Genomic DNA, 12,420 nt, shown 5'->3' on the forward strand with positions numbered 1-12,420 from the left:
CAACTGATATGCCAAATGTAATATTTATTGTCAATTTATTACACATCTAACAACTTTATTACAGTTAGATTATCCCCTCTTTAAGCAGATCTTGGATATGGATCACCCCATCATAGTTTCCTTGATCTGATACCAATAATTGCGTGATGTTGTTTTCCCGCATGATATGAAGCGCATTGGCTGCAAGTTCATTTTTATCGATCACCTTTGGTGATTTGCCCATAATATCCGCTGCACTGACCGTTGCGAGGTCAGTATGTCTTTCGAGCATGCGACGGATATCCCCATCGGTAATAATACCCTGGATCTGCGCGCCGTCTAAGACAGCTACTGCGCCCAGTCTGAAATGGGTGATAGTGATGATAATATCTCTGACGTTAGCATCCAATTGTACGCTAGGTTTACCATTTTGATCAGATAAGTCCGCCACTTTTAAGTAAAGCTTTTTGCCCAGGGCACCACCAGGGTGGTACTTCGCAAAATCTTGGTCTGTAAAATCACGACATTCCTGTAGCGCAACAGCTAGAGCATCACCCATAGCTAATTGTGCCGTTGTGCTGGAGGTTGGTGCCAAATTATTTGGACAAGCTTCTTTCTCAACAGTGGTGTTTAGTATGTAATCTGCATTTTTCGCCAAGTAGGACTCCGTGTTACCAACCAAAGCCACCAACGTATTTTTCGTTTGTTTTAGAAATGGAACCAAGACCTTGATTTCAGGTGTATTACCGCTTTTGGATATGGCAATAATTAAATCATGCTGTTGGATAATACCCAGATCCCCATGGATGGCATCAGCTGCATGCATAAAGATAGAAGGCGTGCCTGTCGAATTTAATGTTGCAACAATCTTTTGTGCGATAATGGCACTTTTTCCTATACCTGTGACGATTACTCGCCCCTGAAGATGCAGGATTTTATTTATAACGGTAACAAAATCATCGTCAATATATTGAGCCAGAGCAGCTACTGCCTTGGCTTCTTCTTGAATAGCTTGAATAGCTATATTTTTTATTTCGTAGTTGTTTTTCACAAAAAAATACTCTTACTTTTATGTATTAGAATAGATTGCAAAAATAGATTATTTTTCAGGATTATTTCTTCATTTATCTATCTTATTTTTGCCCAAGGCGCAATGGAAATAGAAAAATCACTTTTCGACAATTTACAGGATTTTTTTGGTTTTGATACTTTTAAAGGAGATCAAGAGGCTATTATAACCAGCATTCTTCAAAAGAAGGATACGTTTGTTATTATGCCAACCGGGGGGGAAATCAATTTGTTATCAACTGCCAGCACTCATGAGTGAGGGAACTGCAATTGTAATTTCCCCGTTGATTGCTTTAATGAAAAATCAAGTAGATCAACTTCGCGCGTTTGGCGGCGAAGACAGTATCGCTCATTTTTTAAACTCCTCACTGAACAAGAGTGAAATCACCCGTGTAAAGGAGGATGTGCTTGCAGGAAAGACCAAGTTACTCTATGTAGCTCCAGAATCACTTGCTAAGCAAGATAATGTAGAGTTCTTGCATCAGATTACCGTGTCTTTTGTTGCCGTAGATGAAGCACATTGTATTTCAGAATGGGGACATGATTTTAGACCGGAATACCGCAAAATACGTCAAGTTATTAATGAGATAGGCGCTAATATTCCAATTATTGCTTTGACAGCAACAGCGACTCAAAAGTGCAATCCGATATCCGTAAAAACTTACAGATGAATGATGCTGTGCTATTTAAATCATCATTCAATCGGAGCAATTTATACTATGAGGTACGTCCCAAAAAAAGACGTGGTCAAAGAAATTGTGCGCTTTATCAAGACAAAACCAGGCAAAACAGGTATTGTCTATTGCTTGAGCAGAAAGAAAGTTGAAGAAATAAGCGAGGTATTGAACCTAAACGGTATTAAAGCGCTACCATATCACGCAGGCCTTGATGCGAAAACAAGGGCTGATACGCAAGATAAATTCTTGATGGAGGATGTGGAAGTGATTGTCGCAACAATCGCCTTTGGTATGGGGATTGACAAACCGGATGTCCGTTATGTTATCCACCATGATATTCCAAAATCCATGGAAGGCTATTACCAGGAAACAGGGCGCGCTGGCCGTGATGGGGGCGATGGCTATTGTTTGGCTTTCTATTCGGAGAAAGATGTTGAAAAGCTGACAAAATTCATGAAAGATAAACCTGTGGCCGAACGTGAGATCGGTACACAGATCCTGAAAGAAGTCATCGATTATTCCGAATCTGCCGTCTGTCGTCGTAAACAGATTCTTCATTATTTTGGAGAAAACTTTGACGAAAAGGGCTGTAGTAACATGTGCGATAATTGCCGTTCGGAAAAAGAATATTTTGAAGCCGAAGAATCCCTAAAAGATGTATTGGGCTTTATTAAAGAACAGGGCGAAAAATTTGACGATCACCATGTCATTAACGTGATGATCGGGCAGAACAATCAACCTGTATCTTCCTACAAACATGACGAACACCGTCTATTTGGTTCAGGAAAAGAAAAAGGTACTATCTATTGAAATCACTGTTACGACAAGCCGTATTGGACAACTTCGTTGAGAAAGATATTGATCACTATGGTTTGTTGAAATTAACGGATATCGGTCGGAATTATATAGAAAATCCTTACCAGTTAAAGTTTGTTTTAAACCGCCCTATTGAGAGCGCAGAAAGTACGGCTGGAGACGAGGCTGGTCATGGGACCGGAGCACTCGACACGACCTTACTGGGTATGCTCAAAGATCTGCGTAAAAAGATCGCTAAGAGTAAATCATTGCCACCATTTGTGATCTTCCAAGATCCTTCCTTAGAGGAAATGTGTACACATTATCCGGTCAATATCGATGAATTAAAACAGATTCAAGGGGTAGGGAATGGTAAGGCGATAAAATTTGGAGCTTCCTTTATTGCGCTGATCAAGGACTATGTGGAGGAAAATGAAATCGACCGACCTGTAGACCTAGTTATCAAAAGTACAGCAAATAAATCTGCGTTGAAAGTGGCGATCATCCAAAATATTGACCGCAAGCTTGCGCTGGATGATATTGCCGCTGCAAAGGGGATTACCTACGAGGAAATATTAAAGGAAATTGAAACGATCGTTAATGCCGGTACCAAGATAAATATCAATTATTTTATTGACGAAATTATTGATGAAGACCGTCAGGACGAAGTGTACGATTACTTTAAAACAGCTGAAACTGATTCGATCAATGATGCGCTTAAGGAATTAGGAGGAGACGATTATAGTTTTGAAGACCTTCAATTGATGCGTATCAAATTTTTATCGGAATTGGGTAATTAAAATTTTTATATAATTCATATGATTAACAAATACATTCCTGAAATAAAGAATGGAACTTCGCAGAATTTCTTTTTAATGGCAGGGCCATGTGCAATTGAAGGGGAAGAAATTGCTTTGCGGATTGCTGAAAAGATTGTTACTATTACAGATAAACTCAATATCCCTTATATTTTTAAAGGTTCATATCGTAAGGCCAACAGGTCTCGTTTGGATTCTTTTATGGGTATCGGAGATGAAAAAGCGCTGAAAATTTTGGAGAAAGTAGGGAAGACCTTCGGCGTTCCTACAGTAACGGATATCCATGAAAGTCATGAAGCGGAAATGGCAGCAGCCTATGTAGATGTTCTTCAAATTCCTGCATTTTTATGTAGACAAACGGATTTATTGGTCGCTGCAGCAAAAACCAATAAAGTCGTTAACGTAAAAAAGGACAGTTTTTAAGTGCAGGATCCATGAAGTTTGCCGTAGACAAGATTGTAGAGTCTGGTAATGAAAAGGTATTTTTGACCGATCGTGGTAATACATTTGGCTATCAGGATCTGATCGTTGACTATAGGGGAATTCCTGAAATGCGTGCCTTTAATGTGCCGACTATAATGGACTGTACACATTCACTTCAGCAGCCAAATCAGACTTCAGGGGTAACAGGTGGAAAGCCTGCCTTGATCGAAACAATTGCCAAAGCGGCGATTGCTGTTGGGGCCGATGGCCTATTTATAGAAACCCATCCTGATCCTGCAAATGCAAAATCTGATGGAGCAAATATGTTGCACCTCGATCTACTTGAAGGATTGATGGAAAAACTAATACGTGTAAGACAAGCTATTTTATAGTATAATAAATAAATCGTAATAGAAAGGAGCCAATTAGGCTCCTTTTTTTAATCAATTCAAATTTAAACCTAAAGTATCGTATGTTTTCAAAAGTTTCTCTCATCGCTTTGATGCTGTTCTCGCTTTCGATTGTCAAAGGACAGCAAAATTATACCTGGTTTTCACCTCTTGATGATAAACATGTTGAAGGCCGACTTGACAATCAGAAGCTTACAGCTTTTGGTCGACTGCCGGATGAGCTGGAAAAGCAGGTACGCAAACCAGTCTGGGAACTGGGACAAAATTCTGCTGGACTCTATATTGATTTTCGGACATCAGCTTCGGAAATTACAGTGCAATATCAAGTTTCCGGCGGATTGAATATGCCCCATATGCCTACTACCGGTGTGAGTGGACTGGATCTTTATGCCTATGATACAACGAATAAAGTTTGGAAATGGGCTTACGGTAATTATGATTTTTCAGACACGATTTCTTATACTTGGAAGAATATAGGCAAGAATAGTAACTTTAACTATCGCTTGTATCTGCCTTTATATAATACGGTTAAATGGTTGAAAATAGGTGTTCCTAGTGATGCGAAGTTAACATATACACATACCGCTACCTCGAAACCTATCGTGGTCTATGGCACTTCTATAGGACAGGGGCATGTACCAGCCGGCCGGGTCTTGCCTGGACAAGTCAGGTAGGTAGAGCTGTTAATAACGAGATGTTGAATTTATGTTTTTCGGGTAACGGTCGTCTTGAACAGCCTATCCTAAATGTAATGAATCAGGTGGACGCCGCATGTTATATTTTGATTGTATTCCCAATCTCGCGATTACTAAATCACTCAGCGAAAAACAATTGGATTCGCTATTGGTCAATGCGGTTACCTTTTTAAGAAAGGAACATCCGACAACACCGATCGTATTGACACAGCATAGTTCTGGAAATATCAATACTGTATTTAACGAAGACAAAAATAAAGAATATCAGCAAAGCAGCCGGGTACTGAAAGCAACTTACGAGAAATTACAGTCACAGGGTGTTCGGCAGATTTTTATGCTATCGAGCGGGGAACTGGGGTTGGACCTAAACTCAACAGTAGATTATGCGCACCCCAACGATCAGGGGATGGAACATATCGCAAATGCCTATATTAAGTTGTTAAAAAGGTGTTGAAATAAAGCTATTATATGTTTGCAGCCAGTCCTAACCTTGAAACTCGCCGGGGTTTTCTTTCTGATCAATAAACTCAGCGTAACGAGCTCATCGATGCCTCAAAGAATCAATAAAAAGCTGACATTTAAATAAAAAGGGAAGTTAAACTTCCCTTTTTATTTATTTCTTTTCAATTTCATCGTCATTTTTGCTTTTTCACCACCTCCATAATTGAAAGTTTTGGCATTACTTTCCTTCTTTTGGTGAAAAGCTCCACCACGGGAACTATCTTCTTGTTCCTCCTTGGTTGATTTTTTTCTTTTTATCACTTGTGGGATTGTAAATCTGCAGATCCTCAGGAAGATCCAGGACATCCATTCGTTTACCCACAGCCTGTTCTATTTTTCTGACCATCGGAAGTTCAAGGTCGGTCGTAAATGTCAATACCACGGAGTCCTCATTTTCGTCATTTTTGACTAAATGGTTTAAAAATTCCTCTTTTCATTTGGCAATTCAAACTGAAAAATAAAAGGAATATTTGCGAGATCAACTGCATTGGTGTTTTCCCGGGCAATGATCAAAACACGAGTTTGCTCACTCTCTATAAAATCTGCTGTTGTTTCAAAACCAAAATCATCATAAAATAGCGGATTTAGAATAGCGATTTCCTCTTTCCCTTGTTGAAATAGGCTAGTAGCAAGCTTTTGTGCGGTAAGCTTTGAATTTACAAAAACAATCACTTTTTGAAAAACCTCTTTGTCTTGTAGAAGGTAATTCAGTAGATTGATTTTTGTGGTGAAATTGGGAAGATGGTACAATAAAAGATCTAAAGTGTCAATGGTTTCATTCTCCAATTCATCCACTTCAATCACAGCATAATCCTCATTTAGATGCTTATCAATCATGTCATACAGCTTCTGATGTTCAACAGTACTGAAGACCAGGTGCTGTACTTTACCACAACTTTCTGCTAGTTCTCTTACAGGATTTTGCATGCCCTGTTTGATGATTTCTTCTGCATCATCAATAATTAACGTTTGGATACGGTTTAGATTGAGGGCTAATTTCAGATAGATTGCCCTTGCACGGTTCGGTGTCGCGACTACAATGTCCTTTCCAGCAACTAGTTCTTCTATTTCTTCTTCCATACTTCCCCTGCACGCAATCCAATAATACGAAGATCTCTATTTTTGCTTAGTTGGTAGAATTTTTCAACGATCTCGTCGATGCGTTCTTCATTGGGAGCCAAGATTAAAAACTTAGGCGCTTCATCATCCGTGAATTTTAATTTCATCAAGGTTGATAATACATAAGTTGTGGTCTTGCCCGCTCCTTCAGGAGCAATCGCAATAACATCCTGTCCGCCAAGAATTCTGGAAATGCATCTACTCTGAACTTCCTTTGGAGCCAAATAACCGAGCTCGGTCATCGTAGCAGTCAATCTTTTGCTTAGTTTTAGTTTCTCTAACGACACGTATCCTTTAGTTTATGTAAGTTGCAAAAATACACATTTAGTTTTTAGATCAGCTAATGTGCGCCCATTTTTGAAAAGACATTGATAATAATTACTCCAGCGACGATCAATATCATTCCGATTATTGCTGGTGTATCAGGAATCTGTTTAAACAAAATCATCCCTATCAATGTAATGGCAACGATACCAACCCCGACCAAATAGCATAGGATATTCCGACAGGAAGGTATTTCAATGTGATGCTCAGGAAATAAAAAGCGATAATGTAACCAATGATACAGATAGCGGTAGGTTTCCATAAGGTAAATCCCTCAGATTTCTTTAGGAAAGTCGTAGCGAAAATTTCTGCCGCAATAGCAAGAAACAGGTATAAATATTTTATCATTACAGATTCTTTTCTGATCAAGTGAAGTACTATATGCAAAGCTACACTTTTTGCTATTCACTTCGCCTCAATGGTATTGTATTTAGGAAATTGCAGTTATTGAGTTGGTACAAATACAGTGCATTTACAGCGATCAGGGTAATTTTGACGGTAATTATAATTGTTTATAAGGGTAAATTTATCTAAGTTTGACCAATCCACTAATGGGAATTAATAGACTTTATGAGGTATATTCGTGTTTTTTTTAAAACCTTTATTATATGCTTAGTTTCTCTATTCTCTTGCTGTCAGCTGTATGCCCAAGAGCAGTTGCAGGAGCTACAGAAATCATACTACAATCTTCCGCTAGGGAGTAAGGAACGGTTTCTGTTGACCGGAAAATATGCGCAGGCCCTATATTTCGCCAATGAGAAAGCATTGGCAAGTCAGTTGCTCAATGATAATATTCAATTGGCCAAAAATTACCCCGACAAACAATACTACGCCTATTTGAATTGCATCGCAGCAATGAATAGTTATAACGATCGCCTCTTTGAGAAATCGCGGTTTTACCTTGAACATGCAAAATCTGTTCTTCCCATAATCAATGATAACGGTATCAAGGGATATATTCATTATTGTGATGGCTGGATTATGACAAGGCAGAACAAGGAGGATCAGGCTGTTTCGCAGTTTCATAAAGCAATTTCTTTTTGGAAAAGGCCCCCAGACTGATGCAAATATAGCCCGCAAATTGGCGATATATAAAGAATTGACGGCTATTTATGCCAATCAGCGGAATTACGAATTTCAGGAGAAGTATACGAACCTTCTATTGGAGACAGCAAAAGCAGGTCAGAATGCGAACAGTTTATTTGATGCCTATATGCAAGCTGGTTACCTATTTGAGGAGGAATATCGGTCAAACCGAGCAGATCAGCAACTTTTGAAGAAAGCCGAAGAACATTATCTGGAAGCTTACCGAATAGCAAAAACTAACCAGAAAAATCTTGTTAACCCGACAGATATGGCCTATGTCTCGGTGAATCTAGCCAATCTGTATCATGAATTTTATCCTGAAAATGGTGCTAAAAAAGCGATTTCATTTGCCCAGCAGGCCTTAGAAATTGCACAGGAAACGGGACAGTATGCCATTTCTATTCCTGCCTATGGTGTATTGGCTGACGAGGCATTTAAAAGCGGCCATCGGGAGCAGGGCAAAAGTATCTGCAACAAGCGCTTTACCACTTGCAAAGAGAGCCACATTATGATTACCAAATGGGATTAAGTCTTTTTAGTAGACTGGCTGAAGTGAGTGTCGAAGAGGGAAAATATGAAGAGGCATTTCAATATCAAAAGAGTTATATCAATGTTTTCGAGGAGGCATTCAACTCGGATAAATTGGATAAAACCAAACAACTTGAAATAAAATATGAGCGGGAACTGCAAAATCAAAAATTAATGCGTCTTCGTTTAGAGGGGGAGAAAAAGGAACAGCAGATCAAATTGATGAAAGCGCTAAATGATCGACAGAATCAACTGGTTGAAAATTTAAAATTGAACGAACTAAACGTACCCAACAGTTGAAAGTGCTTCAACTTGAGCGCGACAAAAGGAACAGGACTTGCAATTAAGCCGCTTGGAGAATGAACAGCGATTGCAGGAACTTGATGTTTCTAAACAAGAGATTGCCTTTAAATCACGTATGAATTCGATTTATATCTGGTTATTTATTAGCTGTTTAATCGCTGTCATTTTATTGTTCTATGCTTATTGGCAACGCTCCAAAACATTAAAGCAAAAGGAACACTTGCATGGGCTTGAAATCGAAAAAAATAATCAACAGCATGCCATTAAAAATCTAACGGCGATGTTGGCAGGGGAAGAGAAGGAGCGGACACGTTTGGCTAGAGACCTGCACGATGGCTTAGGCGGATTGTTGTCAAGTACAAAATTGGGCTTATCCTCGATCAGCGATGGCGGGGCCGAACAGCCTTCGGTTAAGGATGGTATTGCGCGGAGTATCGAGCTGCTGGATGATGCTGTGGATGAATTGCGTCGACTTGCACATAACCTGATGCCGGATCTAATTGTCAAATATGGTCTAGAGGAAGCCTTAAAGGATTATGCCGTACGGATGAGTCAACCGAATTGTCAGGTAGAATGTGAATTCATCCAATTTGAATCAAAATTAAGTGTAGAACATCAGATTTCCTTATACAGAATAATCCAGGAACTGGTAAACAATGCATTGAAGCATGCTGCAGCAAGTAATATCTTTATACAACTTTCTGTATATAATGAGCGTTTACATATTACTATTGAAGATGATGGCAAGGGATTTGATACCGAAAAGATAGATTTACAACATTCAGCAGGCATGCACAATATACAGTCGAGACTTTCTTTTCTACATGGTGATATGAAGGTTATATCCGCCATCGGCGAGGAACTACCATTGAAATTGAAATGCCTGTTGTTTAATTAATAATTTAAGATGATAAAAATAGCCATTACAGATGATCACCCGCTGTTGTTGGAGGGTTTAAAAATATAATCAATTCCCACGAAGATTTTGAAGTTGTAGGGATGTATGCAAGTTCAGCAGAACTATTTAAAAACATTGTAACAGACGCACCGCTTGTATTGTTATTGGATATCAATCTTCCCGATGCAAATGGAATCGATCTGGTCAAGGGATTGAAAGAAGCACATAAAGAGCTGAAAATAGTAGCCTTTAGTGTACATAATGAGTTGGCGGTTATCAATAGTATTTTGAATGAGGGGCAGATGCTTATCTTCAAAAAAATGCCACCGGTAATGAAATCATTACTGCTATATCCGATGTTTTGGTGGGCAAGCGGTATATCTGTGAGAAAACCCAGGCTATACTCAACAAGAAAACAGATTCCGGACTGAAACAAGTTCCTAAACTTACACGTCGTGAAAAGGAGATATTGACCTTTGTAGCCAAAGGAATGACAACCAATCAGATTGCCGAATCCCTGTTTATTAGTTCCCATACCGTGGAGAGTCATCGTAAAAACTTAATGGAAAAATTTCAGACGAAAAGTGTGACTGCCGCGGTCAAATCCGCTATAGAATATGGTTTGATACGCGAAGCTTAGTAGAAATTCCCGAATTACCTGAATTCAGGGATGAGAATAGCCTATTGCATTTGATACTTTTGATGGTATAGATAAATAAGAGAAAGTATCAAATGTATATGGTTATATCAGCTAGTTTATTAGGCCGTTCGGGGAAAAAAATACTTCCCTATTGTTTTGGGGTTATGTTGTCTTTGGGTTTTGGTTCGGTGCAAGCGCAGAGCTTTGACACTAAAATACCCGAAGGATCAAATACAGTAGTGGCTATTAATCTGGCTAAAGTCGTGGAATACGCAGAAGCTTCCACATTGAATAGGTTACTGGATCGGGTTGCTTTTTTCAAATATTTTGAAAAGAAAAGTATTAACCTGCAAAAGGATTTCCAGCAGACAGGAATTGATTCGAAGGGAATGGCTATATACTACAGAAATGATAGGGATAGTTTGTTATATGGAGAGATGATTATCCCGATCAATGCGGTCAGCCGTTTTGAAAAGTTGCTGCATATGCAGGGGACTTCGCTTCCGGCCTTGAACGGTTATAGCCGATTTAGAACCGCGGATGGTCAATTGCTCGCTTGGAATGCAAAGGAGTTTAGAATTTTAAAAGGTGAGGTTGGTACGACCTATTTTGCCAACGATTCCATTGCCGCATTATATGGTATCGAAAATATAGATTATGCCGCCGCTGCGGTATCTGCAGCCAGTGCGGCGGCAGATGAGGCCGAAGCCGCAGCTAACTGTGCGGATTCTGTACTAATGGATTCTACAACGATGGAGTGGGATGCATTTGATTTTGATACATTGCAAGCTGAGTTACAGCAAGAGGAGGGGGAACCTTTGGACGTTTATGCCAGTACAACCGATGCTGATACAAGTCTCTATGAAAATCATATCAACTACGATTCACTTGATACAGCTTTTGAGGAAGTGAACAGACGAAATGATTCTATCAAGAATATATTATTGGAAAATGGTTACTGCTTGAGCAGGAGCAATTATTGAGCGGTAACTATCCAAATATACCTACACATGAGCAAGCGCGTTTTCTAAAGAATGTGGATATTGCACGTGTATGGCTGCCTAAAGTCGAAGGTCTCTATGACGGACTTCGTTCCGTGCGTTCTATGGTAGATGCGTATTATCATACAAGCAGTTTCTCTTTGGGAAATGACTATAAGGACATGTTCTTTGACCTGACACAAAGGGAAAATAAAATTACGCTAAAAGCAGGTGTAACCTTGGGCAAAGATTTAGTGAAACTGACTAAACAATTGTATGCAAGGAAGCCTAATTCGAAGTTCGCAAAGTATTTGACAGAGGAAACATTAGGATATTTTAATGTCAATGTGAATTCCGAAGCGTACCTAAAAGAAATACCGGCATTTTTACAAAAAATATGAAAAAATATTTTGGAAAGGAGAATGAGGTACTTGAGTTGATGGCCCTTGGACTTGAAATTGCACTGGATGAAAAAGCCGTTGCCAAAATTATGCCCGGGGACAATTTGGTCGTTGTCAATGGAATCACTAATCTGAAGATCGACTACGTTGATTACGACTATGATGATAATTATGACGTAAAGGAAGTTAATAAGACAAAGGAAGAGAAAGTGGTGTCTTTTATCTGGATGTTTACATCCGAAGATCAAAGGATTATCAAAAAGGCATTGGATGTCGCGGTATCAAAGTCCGATGCAAGTTTTGCGGGTGGGATCTATAAAATCAAACAAGGTAATGGCAAAGATTTTCCTTTATACCTGATGTTCAATGAAGATCTAGTGATGATCAGCAACGATAGCCTGCAGTTAAATAAAATTTTGCACAAGGATAACTATCCGACCAAGCCCAATAAATCTTTTGCTAAGCTTATGAAAGGAAGTAAGTTTTCGGCAGCTTTCCAAACAAAGAAAATACCAGCACTGACAAAAGATCTGAATCTCGTGTTGGGCAATAGCTGGCGTTCTACATTAGCAGAATTGAATAATTATGGTAATTTTACTTTGAGTTCTAAAGGAATTGTGGGCGATAGACTGGAAACTGATTTGCAACTTGAACTGCCAACAAACGCAAACAATGGCTTACAGTTTATGATCAACCAACTGCTCGATGGCGTTGTGCCGAATGAACAACCTGAACTGGACAACCCAATTGATATAACTGACAATGATTAAAAAGG

The 12,420-nt window shown here is 39.2% G+C and carries 15 protein-coding genes and 4 pseudogenes; 13 read left to right on the forward strand and 6 right to left on the reverse strand.

Translation table 11 applies throughout. The features are described from left to right. Positions 1–64: 64 nt before the first annotated feature. A complete protein-coding gene (locus tag KUH03_RS38630) occupies positions 65–1,030 on the reverse strand; it encodes an SIS domain-containing protein (RefSeq protein WP_257089950.1) in 966 nt (321 codons plus the stop codon). Positions 1,031–1,132: 102 nt separating this feature from the next. On the opposite strand from KUH03_RS38630, the pseudogene recQ reads away from it, so the two are divergent. From recQ to KUH03_RS38650, 4 genes and pseudogenes are all read left to right on the forward strand, one after another. Then, positions 1,133–3,319 (forward strand): annotated as a pseudogene (recQ, locus tag KUH03_RS38635) (DNA helicase RecQ). Positions 3,320–3,337: 18 nt separating this feature from the next. Beyond that, a pseudogene (kdsA, locus tag KUH03_RS38640) lies at positions 3,338–4,152 on the forward strand (3-deoxy-8-phosphooctulonate synthase). Positions 4,153–4,232: 80 nt separating this feature from the next. Then, entirely contained in the window at positions 4,233–4,844 is a 612-nt protein-coding gene (locus KUH03_RS38645) for an SGNH/GDSL hydrolase N-terminal domain-containing protein (protein WP_257089951.1), read from the forward strand. Next, positions 4,742–5,319 (forward strand): annotated as a pseudogene (locus tag KUH03_RS38650) (SGNH/GDSL hydrolase family protein). Before KUH03_RS38645 ends, KUH03_RS38650 begins: the two are co-directional and overlap by 103 nt. Before the next feature lie 155 nt (positions 5,320–5,474). Here KUH03_RS38650 and KUH03_RS38655 read toward each other — a convergent pair. The 5 genes and pseudogenes from KUH03_RS38655 to KUH03_RS38675 all read right to left on the reverse strand — a co-directional run bounded on the left by KUH03_RS38655 (position 5,475) and on the right by KUH03_RS38675 (position 7,157). Beyond that, a complete protein-coding gene (locus KUH03_RS38655) occupies positions 5,475–5,627 on the reverse strand; it encodes a hypothetical protein (RefSeq protein WP_257089953.1) in 153 nt (50 codons plus the stop codon). After that, positions 5,584–5,748: a hypothetical protein gene (locus KUH03_RS38660; protein WP_257089954.1), complete on the reverse strand. Its 165-nt coding sequence runs from the start codon at positions 5,746–5,748 to the stop codon at positions 5,584–5,586. The genes KUH03_RS38655 and KUH03_RS38660 overlap by 44 nt, the downstream gene beginning before the upstream one ends. A gap of 35 nt (positions 5,749–5,783) precedes the next feature. Then, positions 5,784–6,446 (reverse strand): DEAD/DEAH box helicase, encoded by a 663-nt coding sequence (locus tag KUH03_RS38665; RefSeq protein ID WP_257089955.1) that lies wholly within the window; start codon positions 6,444–6,446, stop codon positions 5,784–5,786. After that, positions 6,431–6,772 carry a DEAD/DEAH box helicase gene (locus KUH03_RS38670; protein ID WP_257089956.1) on the reverse strand — a complete coding sequence of 114 codons (342 nt, stop codon included), beginning with the start codon at positions 6,770–6,772 and terminating at the stop codon, positions 6,431–6,433. Before KUH03_RS38670 ends, KUH03_RS38665 begins: the two co-directional genes overlap by 16 nt. A gap of 53 nt (positions 6,773–6,825) precedes the next feature. Further along, positions 6,826–7,157: pseudogene (locus tag KUH03_RS38675) on the reverse strand (multidrug efflux SMR transporter). 309 nt (positions 7,158–7,466) lie between these two features. Between KUH03_RS38675 and KUH03_RS38680 the strand changes: the two are divergent. The 9 genes from KUH03_RS38680 to KUH03_RS38720 all read left to right on the forward strand — a co-directional run bounded on the left by KUH03_RS38680 (position 7,467) and on the right by KUH03_RS38720 (position 12,415). After that, positions 7,467–7,871: a hypothetical protein gene (locus KUH03_RS38680; protein ID WP_257089957.1), complete on the forward strand. Its 405-nt coding sequence runs from the start codon at positions 7,467–7,469 to the stop codon at positions 7,869–7,871. 19 nt (positions 7,872–7,890) lie between these two features. After that, complete coding sequence (locus KUH03_RS38685; protein WP_257089959.1) at positions 7,891–8,424, forward strand: hypothetical protein; 534 nt, start codon at positions 7,891–7,893, stop codon at positions 8,422–8,424. Continuing rightward, positions 8,415–8,723 carry a hypothetical protein gene (locus KUH03_RS38690; RefSeq protein WP_257089960.1) on the forward strand — a complete coding sequence of 103 codons (309 nt, stop codon included), beginning with the start codon at positions 8,415–8,417 and terminating at the stop codon, positions 8,721–8,723. The genes KUH03_RS38685 and KUH03_RS38690 overlap by 10 nt, the downstream gene beginning before the upstream one ends. 37 nt (positions 8,724–8,760) lie before the next feature. Continuing rightward, positions 8,761–9,624, forward strand: coding sequence for a sensor histidine kinase (locus KUH03_RS38695; RefSeq protein WP_257089961.1), 864 nt, complete (start codon positions 8,761–8,763; stop codon positions 9,622–9,624). 68 nt (positions 9,625–9,692) lie between these two features. Next, on the forward strand, positions 9,693–10,055 hold the full coding sequence (locus KUH03_RS38700; protein WP_306429875.1) for a response regulator: 363 nt from the start codon (positions 9,693–9,695) through the stop codon (positions 10,053–10,055). 38 nt (positions 10,056–10,093) lie between these two features. Continuing rightward, the gene (locus KUH03_RS38705) at positions 10,094–10,264 is read left to right on the forward strand and encodes a response regulator transcription factor (protein ID WP_257089963.1); all 171 of its coding nucleotides are present in this window, start codon (positions 10,094–10,096) and stop codon (positions 10,262–10,264) included. A gap of 98 nt (positions 10,265–10,362) precedes the next feature. Beyond that, a complete protein-coding gene (locus KUH03_RS38710; protein ID WP_257089964.1) occupies positions 10,363–11,247 on the forward strand; it encodes a hypothetical protein in 885 nt (294 codons plus the stop codon). Next, positions 11,244–11,645 (forward strand): DUF4836 family protein, encoded by a 402-nt coding sequence (locus tag KUH03_RS38715; protein WP_257089965.1) that lies wholly within the window; start codon positions 11,244–11,246, stop codon positions 11,643–11,645. The genes KUH03_RS38710 and KUH03_RS38715 overlap by 4 nt, the downstream gene beginning before the upstream one ends. Further along, complete coding sequence (locus tag KUH03_RS38720; RefSeq protein WP_257089966.1) at positions 11,642–12,415, forward strand: hypothetical protein; 774 nt, start codon at positions 11,642–11,644, stop codon at positions 12,413–12,415. Before KUH03_RS38715 ends, KUH03_RS38720 begins: the two co-directional genes overlap by 4 nt. The last annotated feature ends 5 nt before the right edge of the window (positions 12,416–12,420 follow it).

Origin of the sequence: Sphingobacterium sp. E70 (assembly GCF_019285695.1) — a bacterium.
Lineage (GTDB): Bacteria > Bacteroidota > Bacteroidia > Sphingobacteriales > Sphingobacteriaceae > Sphingobacterium > Sphingobacterium detergens.